The 17,599-nt window shown below is 70.5% G+C and carries 16 protein-coding genes and 2 tRNA genes; 8 read left to right on the forward strand and 10 right to left on the reverse strand.

The annotated features are described in order from the left end of the window. Positions 1 to 69: 69 nt before the first annotated feature. The 5 genes from B9B60_RS03470 to B9B60_RS03490 all read left to right on the forward strand — a co-directional run bounded on the left by B9B60_RS03470 (position 70) and on the right by B9B60_RS03490 (position 4,256). On the forward strand, positions 70 to 1,449 hold the full coding sequence (locus tag B9B60_RS03470) for a protealysin inhibitor emfourin (RefSeq protein ID WP_084449868.1): 1,380 nt from the start codon (positions 70 to 72) through the stop codon (positions 1,447 to 1,449). Between the two features lie 25 nt (positions 1,450 to 1,474). Further along, positions 1,475 to 1,915: a type II 3-dehydroquinate dehydratase gene (aroQ, locus tag B9B60_RS03475; RefSeq protein ID WP_084449869.1), complete on the forward strand. Its 441-nt coding sequence runs from the start codon at positions 1,475 to 1,477 to the stop codon at positions 1,913 to 1,915. Positions 1,916 to 2,144: 229 nt separating this feature from the next. After that, positions 2,145 to 2,348, forward strand: a complete 204-nt coding sequence (locus B9B60_RS03480) for a cold-shock protein (RefSeq protein ID WP_007927749.1) — start codon at positions 2,145 to 2,147, stop codon at positions 2,346 to 2,348. A gap of 152 nt (positions 2,349 to 2,500) precedes the next feature. Next, complete coding sequence (locus B9B60_RS03485) at positions 2,501 to 4,108, forward strand: LCP family protein (RefSeq protein WP_084449870.1); 1,608 nt, start codon at positions 2,501 to 2,503, stop codon at positions 4,106 to 4,108. A 55-nt stretch (positions 4,109 to 4,163) separates the two neighbouring features. After that, positions 4,164 to 4,256, forward strand: a tRNA-Ser gene (locus tag B9B60_RS03490). Positions 4,257 to 4,313: 57 nt separating this feature from the next. Here B9B60_RS03490 and B9B60_RS16785 read toward each other — a convergent pair. The 5 genes from B9B60_RS16785 to B9B60_RS03515 form a co-directional block, all read right to left on the reverse strand. Next, positions 4,314 to 5,030, reverse strand: a complete 717-nt coding sequence (locus B9B60_RS16785) for a hypothetical protein (RefSeq protein WP_143445416.1) — start codon at positions 5,028 to 5,030, stop codon at positions 4,314 to 4,316. Between the two features lie 30 nt (positions 5,031 to 5,060). Then, positions 5,061 to 6,317 carry a bifunctional glycosyltransferase family 2/GtrA family protein gene (locus B9B60_RS03500; protein WP_143445417.1) on the reverse strand — a complete coding sequence of 419 codons (1,257 nt, stop codon included), beginning with the start codon at positions 6,315 to 6,317 and terminating at the stop codon, positions 5,061 to 5,063. Next, entirely contained in the window at positions 6,310 to 8,349 is a 2,040-nt protein-coding gene (locus tag B9B60_RS03505; protein ID WP_084449872.1) for an ArnT family glycosyltransferase, read from the reverse strand. The genes B9B60_RS03500 and B9B60_RS03505 overlap by 8 nt, the downstream gene beginning before the upstream one ends. 126 nt (positions 8,350 to 8,475) lie before the next feature. Further along, complete coding sequence (locus tag B9B60_RS03510) at positions 8,476 to 9,939, reverse strand: sensor histidine kinase (protein ID WP_084449873.1); 1,464 nt, start codon at positions 9,937 to 9,939, stop codon at positions 8,476 to 8,478. Next, entirely contained in the window at positions 9,936 to 10,667 is a 732-nt protein-coding gene (locus B9B60_RS03515; protein ID WP_072625613.1) for a response regulator transcription factor, read from the reverse strand. The genes B9B60_RS03510 and B9B60_RS03515 overlap by 4 nt, the downstream gene beginning before the upstream one ends. Positions 10,668 to 10,796: 129 nt before the next feature. On the opposite strand from B9B60_RS03515, the gene B9B60_RS03520 reads away from it, so the two are divergent. Continuing rightward, on the forward strand, positions 10,797 to 11,207 hold the full coding sequence (locus B9B60_RS03520; RefSeq protein ID WP_084449874.1) for a hypothetical protein: 411 nt from the start codon (positions 10,797 to 10,799) through the stop codon (positions 11,205 to 11,207). A gap of 73 nt (positions 11,208 to 11,280) precedes the next feature. Beyond that, positions 11,281 to 11,353, forward strand: a tRNA-Arg gene (locus tag B9B60_RS03525). 142 nt (positions 11,354 to 11,495) lie between these two features. Here B9B60_RS03525 and B9B60_RS03530 read toward each other — a convergent pair. The 5 genes from B9B60_RS03530 to B9B60_RS03550 form a co-directional block, all read right to left on the reverse strand. After that, positions 11,496 to 12,635 carry a tyrosine-type recombinase/integrase gene (locus B9B60_RS03530; protein ID WP_084449875.1) on the reverse strand — a complete coding sequence of 380 codons (1,140 nt, stop codon included), beginning with the start codon at positions 12,633 to 12,635 and terminating at the stop codon, positions 11,496 to 11,498. Further along, positions 12,632 to 12,826, reverse strand: a complete 195-nt coding sequence (locus B9B60_RS03535) for a helix-turn-helix domain-containing protein (protein WP_200811140.1) — start codon at positions 12,824 to 12,826, stop codon at positions 12,632 to 12,634. Before B9B60_RS03535 ends, B9B60_RS03530 begins: the two co-directional genes overlap by 4 nt. Further along, positions 12,823 to 14,364: a replication initiator gene (locus B9B60_RS03540; protein ID WP_084449876.1), complete on the reverse strand. Its 1,542-nt coding sequence runs from the start codon at positions 14,362 to 14,364 to the stop codon at positions 12,823 to 12,825. Before B9B60_RS03540 ends, B9B60_RS03535 begins: the two co-directional genes overlap by 4 nt. 443 nt (positions 14,365 to 14,807) lie before the next feature. After that, entirely contained in the window at positions 14,808 to 16,163 is a 1,356-nt protein-coding gene (locus B9B60_RS03545; RefSeq protein ID WP_084449877.1) for a dihydrolipoyl dehydrogenase family protein, read from the reverse strand. Then, a complete protein-coding gene (locus B9B60_RS03550) occupies positions 16,160 to 16,465 on the reverse strand; it encodes a thioredoxin family protein (RefSeq protein ID WP_084449878.1) in 306 nt (101 codons plus the stop codon). The genes B9B60_RS03545 and B9B60_RS03550 overlap by 4 nt, the downstream gene beginning before the upstream one ends. Positions 16,466 to 16,520: 55 nt before the next feature. Between B9B60_RS03550 and B9B60_RS03555 the strand changes: the two genes are divergently transcribed. After that, complete coding sequence (locus tag B9B60_RS03555; RefSeq protein ID WP_084449912.1) at positions 16,521 to 16,922, forward strand: heavy metal-responsive transcriptional regulator; 402 nt, start codon at positions 16,521 to 16,523, stop codon at positions 16,920 to 16,922. The last annotated feature ends 677 nt before the right edge of the window (positions 16,923 to 17,599 follow it).

Here is a 17,599-nt window from a genome sequence, read left to right on the forward strand (position 1 = left end):
GCGCCCAGCGTAGACGCGGCGACCGCTCCCCGGGGTGCGGTTGTCGGGGCCGAGGAGTTCACTGGGTGGATGACCCGGTGCAGCATCGTCCCCCCGCACGTCCTCGCCGCGCTCGCCCGCTCCGACCGGCCCGGCCCGGCGCTCGTCGCCGCCCGCACGCTGGCCATCGACGCCTCGCTGCGTCACGAGCGGCTCCCGGCCGGGCCGCGCCCCACGATCGCTCCGCCGGTCCGGCAGGAGGTAGCCGGGCCGCAGCGCACCATCCACGACGCGCGTGGGGGAGAGGAGCTGCCCGGTGAGGTCGTGCGCGTCGAGGGTGGCCCGGCGACCGGCGACCCGGCGGCCGACGAGGCCCACGACGGACTCGGCCTCACCTGGCAGCTGTGGGCGCAGGAGTACGGCCGCGACTCCCTCGACGGCGCGGGGATGCCCCTCGTCGCCACCGTGCACTACGCCGAGCAGTACGACAACGCCTTCTGGAACGGCGAGCAGATGGTCTTCGGTGACGGAGACGGGGAGACCTTCGGTCGCTTCACCGCCAGTCTCGACGTCATCGGGCACGAGCTCGCGCACGGAGTCACCGAGCACACGGCGGGACTGGTCTACCGCGGCCAGCCGGGGGCGCTCAACGAGCACGTCTCCGACGTCTTCGGGGTGCTCGTCAAGCAGCGCCACCTCGACCAGTCCGCCGACGAGGCCGACTGGCTCATCGGGGCGGAGCTGCTGCTGCCGGCCGTGCAGGGCAGCGCGCTGCGGTCGATGGCGGCGCCCGGCACCGCCTACGACGACCCACGTCTGGGTCGGGACCCCCAGCCGGCGCACATGGACGACTTCGTGCGCACGAGTGACGACAACGGCGGGGTCCACATCAACTCGGGCATCCCCAACAAGGCCTTCCACCTCGTCGCGACGACGATCGGCGGCCCGGCGTGGCAGGCGCCCGGCCTCATCTGGCGCGACGTCCTGCTCGGCGAGATCAGCGCAGACTGCGACTTCGCGACCTTCGCCGATCTCACCCTCGCGGCCGCCACGGACCGCTACGGGCGTGACTCCGCCGAGGCCGCGGCCGTCGCCGACGCCTGGCGGCAGGTGGGCGTCACCACGGCGGGCGAAGGGGGTGCGCCTATCCCGTCCCGGGAGCAGCCGGAGCCGGTCGACGGCGCCGCCGACGCCGCGCTGCGACTCACCCGCACGGGTGGGGTGGCCGGCCTGACCCGCACCCGGGAGCTGACCCTCGGGGAGCTTCCCGAGCCCGACGCACGCGCCTTCCGCTCGCTCATCGAGGGGCCGCAGCTGCCACGTCTTGCCGACGAGGCGCCGCCGCGACCGGACGCCTTCTGCTACGGCCTGAGCTGCGAGCGGCCCGAGCTCGACGTGCAGGTCGCCGAGGCGGCGCTGCCGCAGGCGACCCGGCGGCTCTTCGAGCGGACCCTGCGCCGGGAGGGGTGATCCCCCTTCGCACTAGGCTGCCGGGGTGAGCGATCGACCCCTCCTCGTGGTCCTCAACGGACCCAACCTCAACCTCCTGGGCGAGCGCGAGCCCGACATCTACGGGCACGAGACCCTCGCCGACGTCGAGGCGTTGTGCCGCAAGCGCGCTGACGGGCTCGAGTGGGAACTCGACTTCCGCCAGACCAACCACGAGGGCGTCATGATCGACGCGATCCACGAGGTGCGCGCGAGCGCCGTCGGGGTCGTCGTCAACGCCGGGGGCTGGACCCACACGTCGGTGGCGATCCGCGATGCACTGGCCGCGGTGCGGGGGCCGGTCGTCGAGGTGCACATCTCCGACGTGCACGCCCGCGAGGAGTTCCGTCACCACTCCTACATCTCCGACCTCGCGGCCGAGGTGATCGTCGGACGCGGTGTCCGTGGCTACGTCGACGCGATCGACGCCGTCCACCGTCACGCCTGACCGGGTCCACACCTAGCGGAACGCAATCGCGCCATGCACCCCTTTTGCTGGTAGCGTCCATCACGTAGTTGCAGTACAAGACTTCTCGCATGATGCGAAGCGGGTACGGCGCACGCCGTGCCCGCAGTGTTTTCAGGGGCGTGTACCCCCTGCCGAGGGGAGCTTTGCAGCTGGCAAGGGACCGTGACCTGCGGACCCGGATTGTTCAACAGGAAAGAAGATTCACCCCATGGCACAGGGCACCGTTAAGTGGTTCAACGCTGAGAAGGGCTTTGGCTTCATCGCCCAGGACGGCGGCGGCCCCGACGTGTTCGTTCACTACTCCGCGATCGACACGACCGGCTACCGGTCGCTCGACGAGGCGCAGCGCGTCGAGTTCGAGATCACCCAGGGCCCCAAGGGCCCGCAGGCTGAGCGCGTTCGTCCCGTCTGAGACGACGCGCACCTGATGCGGTGACCACACCGCTTCTGCACGAGGCCCCCACCGGTCACCGGTGGGGGCCTCGTCGTCTCCCGCCCCCTTCGTCTGCCGTGGTCGGATCGGTCAGGGGAACCTCACCGGGAGTGCCTGTAGGGTGCCCCCCGATGAGCACCGAGGGCGATGGCCGGGACGAGACCCGCGCCGCACGACCAGAGCGCGAGCGGCGTCCCTCCCGACGCGACCCCGTGAAGCCCGAGCGCCCCCAGCCGAGCTTTTCCTCGCGGTCCGACCGCCGCGCGCACGAGGCGGGTCGCGGGGAGCACCACACGCGCGGCTCGCGACGCCGGCAGCGCGACGAGCGCCGTGCGAGCTTCCGACGCAAGGCGGCGATCGCCGGCGGAGTCGTCGTCGCGCTCACCGCGTCGCTCGGCATCGGCGTCGCCCTCCACCTCGACGACAACATCTCGCGCGTCGACATCGCGGCCGGGTCGACGCAGCGCCCCGACGACGTCGACGGCGCCCTCAACATCCTCGTCATCGGCTCCGACACCCGAGAGGGTCTGGGGACCAAGGAGTACGGCGTCGGCACGGCCGAGGGCGGACCCCGCTCCGACACCAACCTGCTCGTGCACATCTCGGCCGACCGCACGTCGACCTACGTCGTGTCGATCCCGCGCGACTCGATGACCAAGGCACCGACCGACTGCGCCGACCCGACGTCGACGGTGGCCAACGGCGAGGTCCGCCGGTGGAACGACAACTTCAACCAGGGCGGACCCGCCTGCACGGTCAAGACCCTCGAGGGCCTCACCGGTATCTACGTCGACCACGTCGCGGTCATCGACTTCAGCGGCTTCCAGTCGATGGTCGACGGGCTCGGTGGCGTCGAGGTCTGCCTGCCCGAGGCCGTCGACGACGAGGACGCCCAGATCAGCCTCGAGGCCGGACGCCAGCGCCTCACGGGCAAGGAGGCGCTCGGCTACGTCCGCATGCGCAAGACGCTCGGCGACGGCTCCGACCTCCAGCGGATCAAGCGCCAGCAAGCCTTTATGGCGTCGATGGCGCAGGAGGCGACCAAGACCTCGCTGCTGCTCCGCCCCGACCGGCTCTACAAGTTCCTCGACGCGGCGACGAAGTCGATGACCGCCGACGACGACCTCGGCCTGACGAAGATGATGTCGATCGCCTCGAGCCTCAAGGGTCTGGGCACCGACGAGATCGTCTTCGTCACCGTCCCCACGGAGCCCTACGCGGCAGACGTCAACCGCGTCCAGTGGCGCGAGGAGGCGGCCGACGAGCTGTGGGCCGCGGTGCGCGACGACTCGGACCTGCCCGGGGCCGAGCCGAAGAAGAAGGTCAAGGAGCGGGCGCTCACGGTGGCGCCCTCGGACATCACCGTGAGCGTGGTCAACGACACCGCCGCGACCGGTCTCGGCACGCAGGAGGCCGAGGCGCTGCAGGTGCAGGGCTTCACCGCGTCGGTGGCGGATGTGGCCCCGACCTCGGACGCCAGGGGTGTCGTCGTGCGCCATGCGAAGGGGGATACCGAGTCCGCTCGCACCGTCGCCGCGGCGTACCCCGGGGCCAAGCTCGTCGTCGACCGCACGCTCACGACGGGCAACGTCCAGGTCGTCCTCGGCATGGGTGCCGAGACGGCGTCCGAGGTGCCCAACCGCGAGGGCGACGAGCCGCTCCCTTCGGCCACCGTGACCGCCCCGCCGGCACCCACCGCGGTCGAGAGTCGCACGGCCGACGAGGACATCTGCGGCTGATCGGTACCCGAGTTGGTCGCCCGCCCACCCGGCAGATACTCTGTCCGGGTTGTCTGGAGGCGTCGCCTAGTCCGGTCTATGGCGCCGCACTGCTAATGCGGTTTGGGCTAACCGCCCATCGAGGGTTCAAATCCCTCCGCCTCCGCCAGCAGACGAGACCCCGGTCGCACGATGCGGCCGGGGTCTCGTCATGTCCTGGCGGGTGTCAGCCGCGGGTGGAGCGGTGCTCGTCGACGAGCGCGAGGACCGCGAGCGAGAGCAGCCCCAGCAGTGCGATGAGCGACCACGCGAGCAGCGTGATCGGGGACGGCGGCTGCTCGAAGGCGGCGATGGCGCGCCACGAGCCCAGCCCGATGACCGCGAGGAAGGTCGGCAGGGCGAGGACGAGCCGAAGGGGGGTGAGGCGCACGAAGCCGACGACGCATGCGGCGCTCCAGGCGTGGACCGTCACCGTGACCGCCCCGACGGTGAGCAGTGCTACGGGATCGGAGGTCATCGTCATCAGGGTGGACGCGGTCGGTGCCCGGCCGTCCATGAGCAGCGACCACCCACCGATCGTCACCAGGTCGATGGCGCCCACGACGAGGACGGCGAGGGCGAGGAGGGCGGCCAGACCGCGCACGCGGAAGCCCTGGTCCGGGCGTGACGTGGACACGAGCAGGATCGGCCACATGACCCCGAGCGTGACGGCGAAGATGGCCACGAGGGTCGGGTCGGCCTTGATGGGGTGGTCCGAGGATGGCCGGTGACGCAGCCACCCCGCACGAGCGAGCAGGAAGAGCCCGGTGAAGAGGAGGGCCGCGCCGGCCCCGGCACCGACCGCGCGGCGCTGGTCGGCCCACCACGGTGGGCCGACCAGCTCGGCGCGACGGAGGTCCTCGGCGGTGCGGGGCGCGATCCGCCCGTGCGGGTCGTGGGCCATGCCTCCATCATGGTCACGGGCGCCGCGGGCTCAGCGGGCGGCCTCCAGCTCCCGGCCCGCCGACTCGTCCTCGGCCGTGGGGTGCTCGGCGGGCGGGGGCGCTCCGAGCACGCCCCGGTCGGCGAAGATCCACGAACGCATCGCGACGAACTTGACCACGGTCGCGACGACATTGGCCACGCCGATGACGAGGGTCTCGACCACGACGGGTGTCGCCGGCCACGCGGCGTGCAGCGCGCCGAGCGCGCCCGAGGTCATCGCCCAGGTCCCGCCGAAGACGAGGAGGGCCTGCCCGTGGTGACGCAGACTCCCTTCGCCGCCGCGGATGCCGAAGGTCCACCGCCGGTTTGCCCAGGTGTTGGCGATCGTCGCGAGCAGGAGCGCGGTGACGTTGGCCGTCTGCGAGCCGACGCCGACGACCGAGGCGAGCGCCGCGAAGAGCCCGAGGTGGAGCAGGGTCGACCCCACGCCCACGACACCGAAGCGCACTACGTGGGCTCCGACGCCGGACGTCGGGGGGATTCGCCCCATGTCCTGGCGGATCTGCTCGGTCGGCAGCCGCCCGGAGGCCAGGGCCCGGTGCATCCGCCAGACGCCGCGCAGGTCGTCGGTCGCCGTCCCGACGACGTCGACCCGGCTGTCGGGGTCGTCGTACCAGTCGACGGGCACCTCGTGGATGCGCAGGCCGCAGCGTTCGGCAAGGACGAGCAGCTCGGTGTCGAAGAACCACGTCGGGTCCTCCACGAGGGGCAGGAGCACCTGCGCGACGTCCCCGCGGATCGCCTTGAATCCGCACTGCGCGTCGGAGAAGCCGGCACCGAGGGCCGCGTGCAGCACGAGGTTGTAGGCCCGGGAGATCAGCTCGCGCTTGGCGCCGCGCACGACCCGGCTGTCCGGGTGCAGGCGGGTACCGATCGCCAGGTCCGAGTGGCCCGACATCAGGGGCGCGACGAGGGGCCACAAAGCGTCGAGGTCGGTCGACAGGTCGACGTCCATGTAGGCGAGCACCGGTGCGCGAGAGGCCAGCCAGACCTGCTTGAGGGCACGACCTCGCCCCTTGGCCTCCAGCCGGACCACCGCGACCTCGGGCATCTCCCGCGTCAGTGCCGCGGCGACGAGCGGGGTGGAGTCGGTGCTCGCGTTGTCGGCCACCGTGATCCGGAAGGGGTAGGGGAAGGTCGTCATCAGGTGCTCGTGCAACCGACGGACGCACGGCCCGAGGGTGTGCTCCTCGTTGTGGACCGGCACGACGACATCGAGGACGGGGGTCGGGGTCGTCTCAGACATCGGTGCCCGCCCCGGTGGTGGTCGAACCGGACGAGGAGGTCGCCGGCTGGGTGAGGTCGTAGAAGGTGCTGCCACCGATCGTCACCTCAGTGAAGTTCTCCTGCACCCAGGTCGAGATCTGCGAGGCGCTGCCCGAGCCACCCATGCCGCCACCCATGCCCCCGCCGGCGGCGAAGTAGTGGATGCGGCCCTGCGCGACGTACTCCTGGAACTGCTCCAGGGTGGGGGAGGGGTCGGAGCCGTTGAACCCGCCGATCGCCATGACCGGCAGCTCGCTGCCGAGCTGCAGGCCCGCGGCGTTCTGCGAGCCGATTGCGGCGGCGACCCAGGTGTAGGAGTCGGCGTCGGCGGACAGCGCGGCGACGACCTCGGTGCTCGGGGTGCTCGCGTCGAGCAGACCGCCCATGCCGCCGCCGCCCTGTGGGGTGCCGGTGCCAGTGCCGGTGCCGGTGCCGCCCGCGGCCTGCGGCCTGCCACCGTCCGGGGCGCCCCCGCCGCCACCCGGGGCGCCACCCCGAGCGCCTCCGCCACCCGGGCCGCCGGTCGACGGACCGGCGGTGACGATCGAGCCGGAGTGCCCCTCGGCGAGGGTCGTGGCCGAGTAGGCGGCCGGACCGGCGAGGCCCGCGGCGATCGCCGCAGCCGCGATGATCGGCACTGCCCTGACGTGGACGCGGGCGATGACGAGCAGGAGGAAGGCCGCGGCGAGTCCGACGGCGAGGACGGCGACGCGCAGCCAGCCGTACTCGGTGGTGCGGCTGAGGAGGACGAAGCCCCACACGCCCGCGGCGGCCGTCGCCACGGCGAGGGGCACGGAGCCGACGGACTCCTCCCTTCGCTCCCAGGCCTCGGCCGCACCGGCGCCGACGAGGACGGCGACGGCCGGCGCCAGGGCCACGGTGTAGTAGTCGTGGAAGATGCCGGCCATGAAGGAGAAGACGAGCATCGTCACCACGAGCCAGCCACCCCACACGAGGTAGGCCGCGCGGCGCACGTCGGTCCGCGGCGAGCGCCCGCGCAGCCACAGCCCCGCGGCCAGCAGGACGAGCGCGCTCGGGATGAGCCACGAGATCTGGCCGCCGGAGCCGGACTCGAACATCCGGAACAGGCCCGTCTGGCCCCAGCCGTTGCCGCCGCCGACGGAGCCGGTCTCCTCACCGTTGATCCGACCCAGGCCGTTGTAGCCGAAGGTCAGCTCGAGGAAGGAGTTGGTCTGGCTGCCGCCGATGTAGGGCCGCATGCTCTCGGGGACGAGCTCGACGATCGCGACCCACCACCCTGCGGCGAGCAGCATCGTGCCGACGCCGGCCAGCGAGCCGATGACGCGTCGACGCAGCGTGGTGTCCGCCGCCACGAGGAAGGCGATGCCGAGGAAGGGCACGACGAGCAGCACCTGGAGGGTCTTGGTGAGGAAGCCCAGGCCGATGAGTGCCCCCACGAGGGCGAACCAGCGGATCGAGCCGCGCTCGATGGCATGCACCGTCGCCCAGGCGGCGGCCGTCATGAGCAGCACGAGCAGCGCGTCGGGGTTATTGAAGCGGAACATCAGGACGGCGACGGGCGTGAGGGCGAGGACCGCACCGGCGAGCAGCCCGGCCCCGGCGCCCCAGTGCCGCTTGACGCTGGCATGGACGAGGGCGACGCTCGCGACGCCCATGAGCACCTGCGGGACGAGGATCGACCACGAGCTCAGCCCGAAGATCCGCACCGACAGTGCCATGACCCACAGGGACGCCGGCGGCTTGTCGACGGTGATCGACCCGGCAGCGTCGGAGGCGCCGTAGAAGAGGGCGCTCCAGCTCTGCGAACCGGCTTGCACCGCAGCGGAGTAGAAGGAGTTGGCCCACCCGCTGGCGCTGAGGTTCCACAGGTAGGCCGCGGCGGTGAGCGCGAGGAGACCGAGCAGCGCCGGCCGGGCCCATCGGGGGTCGGCCTCGGGGCCGCGCCACAGCCGGGTGAGGCGCGAAGGGGGTGACGGGGCGCGGCGTGGCGTCGCCGCCGCAGGGGGCGGGGTGAGGGTCATCGTGTCCATGACCACCACGCTCCGGCCGCGCCCTGTGGCCCCGCTGTGGCCCGTCGGTGGTCGAGGTGTGAGCCCCGCCCCGCTGGTCGAGGTGCGAGGAGCTCTGCGACGAGCCTCGAGACCCCCGGCACCCCCTCAGCCCACCGGCAGCGTCACGGTGAAGACCGTCCGTCCGGGTGCCGAGTCCACTCCGACCTCGCCACCGTGGGCACGGGCGACGGCGGTGACGATCGACAGCCCGAGACCGGTGCTGCCGGAGGCGCGCTGGCGCGACCCGTCGCCCCGGGTGAAGCGCTCGAAGACGTGGGGCCGCAGGTCGTCGGGGATGCCGGGCCCGTCGTCGGCCACCTCGAGGACGGCGCGTCGGCCCCCTTCGTCGAGGCGAAGGGAGGTCCGCACCGTCGTCCCTGCAGGGGTGTGGGTGCGGGCATTGGCGAGGAGGTTGGCGAGGACCTGGTGCAGGCGCGCGCGGTCGCCGACGACCTCGATCGGCTCCGGGGGCAGGTCGAGCTCCCACCGGTGGTCGGGGGAGATCGTGCGGGCGTCGCCGGAGACGTCGATGGCGAGCATCGTCAGGTCGACCGCCTCGCGCTCGAGCGGGCGCCCGGTGTCGAGCCGGGCGAGCAGGAGCAGGTCCTCGACGAGGTCCTGCATGCGCAGCGCCTCGGACTCGACCCGGGACAGCGCGTGGGTGACGCCGGCGGGGACCGGCTCGGTCTCGCGTCGGGTCAGCTCGGCGTAGCCGCGGATGGACGCGAGCGGCGTGCGCAGCTCATGGCTGGCGTCGGCGACGAACTGCCGCACGCGCGTCTCCGACTCCTGCCGCGCACGCAGGGCGCCATCGACGTTGTCGAGCATGCTGTTGAGCGCCAGTCCCACCTGCCCGACCTCGGTGCCGGGGTCGACGTCAGGGACGCGTTCGGCGAGCGCCACGTCGCCGGAGTCGAGCTCGAGCTCGGAGACGCGGCGGGCGGTCCCGGCGACGCGGTCGAGCGGCTGGAGGTTGCGACGCACGAGATAGGTGCCGCCGACCCAGACGCCGACGAGCCCGACGACGCTCGATCCGACGATGATCATGACGATGGCGCTGACGGTGCGCCCGATCGGGTCGACGGGGACGCCGGTGATCGCGGTCCACCCGTCGGCGGTGCGCACCGACACGAGCCGGTAGGTGCCGATGTCGTCGCCGAGGTCGACGGTGCGCGGGCGGCTGCCCAGGCCGGACTCGTCGAGCTGGGCGACCTGGTCGGCGTCGAGGCTGTCGTTGTGCCCGGAGGTGTTGACGGCGTAGTTGACCTCGTTGCCGCGCTCGTCGACGGCGACCTCGCCGTCGCGCAGGACGAGGTGGAGCACGGCATTGCCGCTGCCAGCGGGTGGCCCGCCGCGCGGTCCGCTCGGGGGCTGGGTGCCGTCGAGAGCGCCGACGAAGCGGTCGGACGCGCTCAGCAGGTCGTCGTCGACCTGCTGGGTGAGGTACTCACGGGCGGCCAGGCTCGTCAGGGTTCCCGTGACGGCGGTGAGGGCGAGGAAGAGCAGCAGGACCGAGGCGACGAGCTTGGCCCGCAGCGTCCACGTCGACGGATGGCGAAGGGAGGTCATCTCGCCGGCTTGAGGACGTAGCCGGCGCCGCGCATCGTGTGGATCATCGGCTCGCGCCCGGCGTCGACCTTCTTGCGCAGGTAGGAGATGTACAGCTCGACGACGTTGGCCTGGCCGCCGAAGTCGTAGTTCCACACCCGGTCGAGGATCTGCGCCTTGGACAGCACCCGGCGCGGGTTGCGCATGAGATAGCGCAGCAGCTCGAACTCCGTTGCGGTCAGGCTGATCTCGTCACCGCCGCGGGTGACCTCGTGGCTGTCCTCGTCGAGGGTGAGGTCGCCGACGACGATGAGCGAGGAGGACTCCTCGGCGACGACGGCCGTGCGGCGCAGCAGTGCGCGGACCCGGGCGACGACCTCCTCGAGGCTGAAGGGCTTGGTGACGTAGTCGTCGCCGCCGGCGGTGAGCCCCGCGACGCGGTCCTCGACGGCGTCGCGGGCGGTGAGGAAGAGGACGGGCACGTCGGGGGCGTCGGCGCGCATCCGGCGCAGCACCTCCATCCCGTCGATGTCGGGCAGCATCATGTCGAGCACGACGGCGTCGGGCGAGATCTCGCGGGCGGCACGCACCGCGTCGGTCCCGGTGCCCGCGGTGCGCACCTCCCAGCCTTCGTAGCGCAGCGCCATGGAGACCAGTTCGGTGAGGTTGGGCTCGTCGTCGACGACGAGCACGCGCACGGGCGAGCCGTCGGGGCGGGTGAGTGCGGGGGGTGCGGAGCGCTGTGCCATGGTGACAGTCAACTCCCTTCGCCCTGCTCCTGACCATGTGTCGGCTGTGCGTCACCTGTGAAGCCCTCCGTAGGTGCGTGACGGGTCCACCACAGGTGCGCCACAGGCAGCGGCTCGAGCGTTGCGGACATGACGACACCTCCGCAGGACCCCACGACCCAGCCCACCCCGCAGTACGCGACGCAGACCTTCGCCGCGCAGCCGACACCGCCGAAGACCGCCCCGGCCATCAACCCGCCGCGCTGGCGTGGCCGCAAGACGGCCGTCGCCGCCGCCCTGGCCATCGGGCTCAGCTCGGCCGGTGCGGTCGCCGCTGCGGCCACGGTCGAGCAGGGCAGCACCGGAGGCGAAGGGGGTGGCCCCGGCGGGCAGGGCATGCCGGGCGGAGCCGGCCAGGGGCAGGGGCAGCCCGGTCAGCAGGGGCAGCAGGTGCCCGGCCAGGGACAGCAGCAGACGCCGCAGCAGGGTCACCACGGGACGCCTCCCGCCGACCCGAGCGGAGGCGGATCCGGCGGTTCGACGGGCTCGACGACGCACTGACCGGGCTCGATTTCGCCGCGCAGCCACAAGCAGGTACTCTCTTCACTTGTCGCCGAGCAGCGCTGGGCGGCGAGCGCCCGTAGCTCAACGGATAGAGCATCTGACTACGGATCAGAAGGTTTGGGGTTCGAATCCCTACGGGCGCGCTCTGTGTTGAGACAGACGGAACAGGCCCTGCCAGCGGAAACGCGGCGGGGCCTGACTCGTCCCCGGGGATGCACCCACGCACGATCTGGACGGCCACTGACAGCAGCCGTGACAGCAACCGCACCGTGTGATCAGGAAACTTCACGCCTCGAACACCCCATCGAGAGCGTCCGCGGCCGAGCGCAGCGACGAGGGCATGACGTGACCGTAGAGATCGGTCGTTATGCTCATCTGGGAGTGCCCGAGGACCTCCATCACCACCCGCGGCGAGACCCCCTGAGCCAGCAGCAGCGATGCGCACGTGTGCCGTAGATCGTGGAAGCGGATGCGGCGAAGACCTGCCCGGGCGATGGCCTCATCGAGGAAGCGGTTGAGGTTGCGGGGTTCGATCATCGTCCCCTTCTTCGTGGTGAAGACCAGCCCGGAATCGTGCCACCACGCGGCCGCCTCACGTTCCCGCTCCTGGACCACCCAATGGTCGCGGAGGGTGGCCACCAGCACGCGGGGGAGTGGCAGGGTGCGCCGACTCTTCGCCGTCTTCGGTGCTCCGGTCACGAGTCCGACGCCCTTGCCGAGCCGCTGCACCGTCGCCCGCACCCGCAGCACTCCGGCGTCAAGGTCGACGTCCTGCCAGCGCAGTGCCAATAACTCGCCCTTGCGCAGACCGAGAGCGACACCCACCGCGAAGAGTGGTCGCATTCTGTCGCCCTCCAAGGACGTCAGAAATCGGCCCGCCTCGTCCGCCGACCACGGCACTACTTCCTCGCGCTCGACCCGTGGGCCCTTGACCAGAGCCGCGACGTTGCGGTGGACCAGTTGGTCGCGCTCAGCATCCGCGAGCATCGATCGCAGCACGGCCCGGCTCAGCTGCACCGTGCGCGCCGACGAGCCAGTCTCCGAGACGGCGAGCAGCAACGCACGCACATGTTGAGGAGACAGCGCCACCAGCCGCTGACGCCCGAGGTGTGGCAGGACATGACGGTTGAGGACCCAGCGGTAGTTGCTGACCGTCGCAGTCGCAGGCTTCAAGCCGGAGGACCCGAGCCGATCGAGCCAGGAGTCGGCGTACTGCTGGACCGTCACCGTCACGGGTGCCGCCGGGATGTGTTTCCGGTTCAGGCTCAGCAGGTCAGCCACCTTGCCGGCAGCCTCGGCGCGCGTTCTGCCGTAGACCTGTCGACGCTGCCGACCGCCGTCGCGGTTCCACACGTAGACCGCGCCCGTCCACCGTCCGTCCTTGCGCTGGTAGATCGACCCCTCGCCATTGGCTCGCCTGCTCATGTCAGGGTCCAGTCCTCAGAGACCGCAGCCACGTACTCCCGCACGGCAGAGACGGGGATCCGGCGCAATCGGCCGATCTTTACGCTCGGCAGGGTGTTCATCCGGATGAGGTCATAGACGGCGGACTTTCCGACATTCAGCACCTCAGCGGCTTCGGTGACCGTCATCAAGAGCTTCTCTGGCATCGTCATTCCCTACTCTCTAGTCCACTTCGTGTCTTGCGTCGTTGGGCTTTCCACAGGTCGTACTCGCGGTTGCGGGCTGCGACCGCCAGGGCCAGGGCTTGCTCGAGGTGGTCGCGCCAGCCGGTGCCGACGTAGGCCCAGGTGCCGATCACCTGGGTGGTCTCTTCTGCGTCGTCGGCGAGCAGGCGTGCCTCGAGGTCGCGGGTGTCGAGGGGCTGGTCGGTGCGGCGGGACTCGGCGGCCAGTGCCTGCCACCGCGAGCGGGCACGACGCAGCGCGCCGAGGGTGATCGAGTAGCGCCGGGACTTGGTGCCGAAGTGGCCACGGAAGCCAAGGCAGTGCACCCACTTGCCCATCCGTTGGTAGTCGTGGTCCTGGTCGTGGAAGGTCGCGGCCCTAGCGGCCATCTCTCGGCACTGCCGGCGCAGGGCGAGGATGTGCGGGCGTTGTTGGCCGTGGCCGTGCAGGCCGGAGGAGTCCTTGGTGGAGTACTTCGCCAGGTACCCGGCGACCTGATCGGGGGTCAGCGGGCCGCCCGGGTCGTCGGTGCGCGAGCCGGCACGGACGGTGCGCACGTCGACCTGGGTCCCGAAGACCAGCACTCGTGGGGTGTCCTCGTGGTCGACCGGCTCGGCGATGGTCGTCACGGTCGGGACGACCCGTCGGACGAGGGCAGCGAGGGCGTCACCGTCCAGCGATGGGGGAGCGGGCGAACCGGTGCCGCCGGCGGCGGGTCCGTCGAGACGGATCAGGGCGTGGAAGTGGATCAGGCCGCGGGCCTGGTGCTCGGCGACCTTGGCGTACTGGATCGACGCGTGCTCGTCCAGGCGGGAGTCGGGCACGGCCAGGTGGTGGGCGAGGGCACGGCGGAAGGCGATGGTGAAGCGTCGCCACAGCTCGGGGGCGTGCCACTGCCACATCACCGCCGACGCCGTGTCGTGGCACTGGAAGCACAACGGCGCCCCGTTGACCTCGTCATCCCGGTCATGGACACGGGTGCACCACAACGGCCGACCGTGCGGGCAGCGGCTGCGGTCATCCCGGCGCCGGGGCCGACAGGCCCTCCCGCCGCGGTGGCCGTGGACCGGCCCGAACGAGGGGGCGGTGAGGGTGACGAACAGCAGCGGGTTGTCCCGCACCTGCTCGGGGACGGTCTTGCCGCCGGCGACCCCGGCATGGATGAGGGCGTAGGTGTCACGGGCGTAGGTGCGTGAGCAGGACGGGCACACCGAGGCACGCCGGTTGCCGCACGCGCGGTGCAGCACCCCGAACGGCAGGTCACTGGCATCAAAGGAAGAGACGATCTCGCCCGTGGTGGTGTCGACGGTGACCGAGGACCCGGCCAGCCGGACGGGGTGGGCGCAGTTGCGGGTGGTGCCCAGGGCCTGGGAGAAGTCATCCATGCTCCCGTCGCGCATCCGCTGGGCGATCAGCTTGGCGTTCTCGGGGTGGTTGAGGTCGGGTATGTCCAGCGGCGCGTCCTCCCCGAAGCCGGGGAAGCGGTCCTCGGGCGCGGCAGGGGCGTGTGTGTCTGTGGTGGCCACGGTCCCCTCCCAACCAAAGAAGGGTGTGCCACGCGGACCGGAGTGCGGCTCTGGGATCCGCGCGGCACACCCAGACTGTGGGGTGAGCGGCGATGCTTGGTCACCGACGTTCCAGAGCCGCTCAACGCCGGGCACACCCGAAAGGGGTGCGAGTGGCGGATCCAGTCAGTGAGTCTCTGTCGCGGCTATCGGTGAGAGCGAGCCGTCAGGCCCGAGAGGGGAGCCGACCCCCGGGGATACTCCCGTCCATGTGTGTGCGTCTGTGATGACCCGCACCAGCCACGTTGCCCCCCAAGGGGGCCCAGTTCCACTTTCGCGGAGATCCTTGACGCAAACCTGACTCTTTCCTAACGGTCCCCGAGGCTTGGTCGCGTCTGCCCACGTCGACCGGCTTGATATGTGATTGGAGCGATCGGGTGGCTGCACGAGCGCGGCAAGTCCCCTCAGAGGATCGATCCGAGGTCTGACCCGACGGTGGGGTAGGCGGCGGTCATTGACTTCAGCTGACGGGTGGTCAGCTCGAGCTTTATGGCCAAGCCCAGGAAGTTGATCAGCTCGCCGTATCCCGGGCCGAGTAGGTGCGCCCCGAGGATCTTGTCCGTGGCTCGCTCGACGAGGATCTTGGTGGCTGCAGTGGTCTCGCCGATCCGGTAGTTGGAGAACCAGCTACTCGTGTCGCGGTAGCGGACTTCGACGTCGAGGCCGTGGTCGTGGGCGTCTTGTTCGAGCATCCCCACTCGGGTGAGTTCAGGGATCGTGAAGACCGCCGTGGGCACCCCGGCGTAGTCGGGTTCGGTCGCGGTCCCCTTGAGCATGTTCGACGCGGCAACTTTGCCCTCGAACACCGCTACCGGTGTCAGTGGCATCCCGGGGCTGCTGGCTGCGTCGCCGGCGGCGTAGACCGCCGAGTTGCTGGTGCTCCGCAGATCAGCCCCCACCCGCACTCCACGTTCGTCCCACTCGATCCCAGCGGCCTCGAGGTCAAGTCCGCCCAGATCCGGTACCCGGCCCGCGCCCTGCACGACAAGGTCGAACTCCACCGTCTCGGGCTGGCCAGACCGTTCCATCTCGACCCGGTAGTAGGCAGCGGACTTCTCGATGGCGGTGATGGTGCTGGAGCGCCACAGCCCGACTCCGGCATCAGCGCCGCGGCTGATGAGGAGCTCGACCAGGTCGGGGTCGAAGGCCTTGAGCGGTCGGGGCCCGCGGTCGAGGATGACCGGAGTGCTGCCCGCGCGCGCCGCGATGTGGGCGAACTCGAAGGAGACGAAGCCACCACCGACGAACAGAATCCGCTCTGGCAACTCGGGAAGGTCCATGAAGTCTGTGCTGTCGATCAGGTGCTCATGGCCCGGAAAGGCCAGTGGGCGGGGGCGGGCGCCCGCGGCAATCAGAAAGTGTGCCGCCTCGTACGGAGTGCCGTCGACCGTGAGTGTGTTTCGACCGGTGAACCGTGCCTGTCCGTGCAGTGTGTCGACGCCATTGCCCGCGAGGCCATCCTCTATGCCTGCTGGCACCGGGTCGGTGAACCCGTGCTTGTGCTTCACCAGATCCGCCCAGTTGATCGACAGATTGGCGTCGTCGATACCCTTGCCGCGCATCAGGTGCGCACTGTCGATGATCTCGGCACCCCGGCGCAGGATCTTCTTCGGGTCGCACCCACGCAGAGCGCACGTGCCGCCGTACGGCAGCGCGTCGACGATCGCCACGTTCCACCCCGCCGAGGCGCACTTATTGGCCGCTGCCACGCCGGCCATGCCCGCTCCGATCACCATCAAGTCGTAACCCCGCATCGTCATGCCACCGCCACGTCGAATTTTGCTCGAAGCTGCTCCATCGTGGGCGCCCCCGCCAAACCGTCCGGTGTGGGGTACAGGCGGCAGGACAAGCCCACTTCCGCACCTGGCCCGGCGAAGACGTCGACCCCGCCGACCAAGATGCTGGGCGACCCGTGGAAGCCCAGCCTTTCGGCCTCATCCACGGTCTCAACGCGGCGCCGGGTCACCACAACATCAGGGCACTCGACGGCGATCGCGGCAAGCCGCTGATCGGCCAACTTCCAGTTCGGGCAGTCATCGAAGTACAACAAGGCGACGTCCATGCTCCGACGGTAAACGTTGTACTGTACTAGAAGGTCAAGGCTGGGGGTGGACGACATGTTGATCGGTGAGCTCGCCGAGGCTGCCTCAGTGAGCAGCCAGACCATCCGGTTCTACGAACGCAAAGGCCTCTTGCCCCACGCCGAACGGAGCACCAACGGCTACCGCGTCTACGACGAATCCACGCTGGTCAGGTTGCGCTTCATCCGCGTGGCCCAAGGCGCCGGTCTCACGCTCTCCGAGATCCGCAGCATCATCGACCTTCGTGACGACGGCACAGCGCCCTGCGAGCACGTGGGCGGACTCATCGACACCAAACTCTCCGACGTGCGGGAACGGGTCCGGCACCTTGCCGCGCTACAAACTGCACTCGAAACACTGCACGAGCGCAGCCAGCAGCTGAATCCCGCTGACTGCACAGAGGACCACATCTGCCACGTACTCTCCACTGGGACCTAGCCTCAAACGCTCGGATTCGGGCCAGCCACAAGGCGCCAAACCCGGGCGTCACTGTGGTGCACCAGGCGGGGGATGTGAGAACTTTCTCTACTGACTCAAGGCGGCGACTCCGTCGCCGCTGGCCGCCCGCTTCGCGGGCGACCGCTGCGCATGCGGCCTGGCGGCCGTTCTCGCGGTCGCCCGCGGAGCGGCCGGAGATGACGAAGGCGCCCCGGTCCAGTACCGAGACGCCCTCACCCTTCGATCCGTCGACCCGCCGCTACACGATCCGTCCTCCACGGTCACGGCTCAAGCGGCCAGTGGTTGCACCATCAGGGACGCGCTCCGCGCCTGTGCTCCATACCTCCTCGTCTCGGTTCGCCGCTTGACCCATGCCCACTCCGGCCGGGACTGCTCCGCTATCGGGTCGATGGCTCTCTTCGCCCACCTGACAGCAGCCATGACAGCAACCGCTGGTGTACACATCCGGAAGAGCTCCAACCAGCCGACACCATTGACCCGGACCCATGGGCCTTGAGCAGGGGCGGGCCACCCGTGGATCCGCCTACGGATCAGAAGGTTTGGGGTTCGAATCCCTACGGGTGTCAACGGCCAAGCTCAGGTCCCCGGTTTTGGCCAGGTGGAAGTCCCCACCCTCTGCGGGGTTGATCACTGGGTCGGGAGGTCACCTCCTTGGC

This window comes from Janibacter indicus (genome assembly GCF_900176385.1).
Taxonomy (GTDB): domain Bacteria; phylum Actinomycetota; class Actinomycetes; order Actinomycetales; family Dermatophilaceae; genus Janibacter; species Janibacter indicus.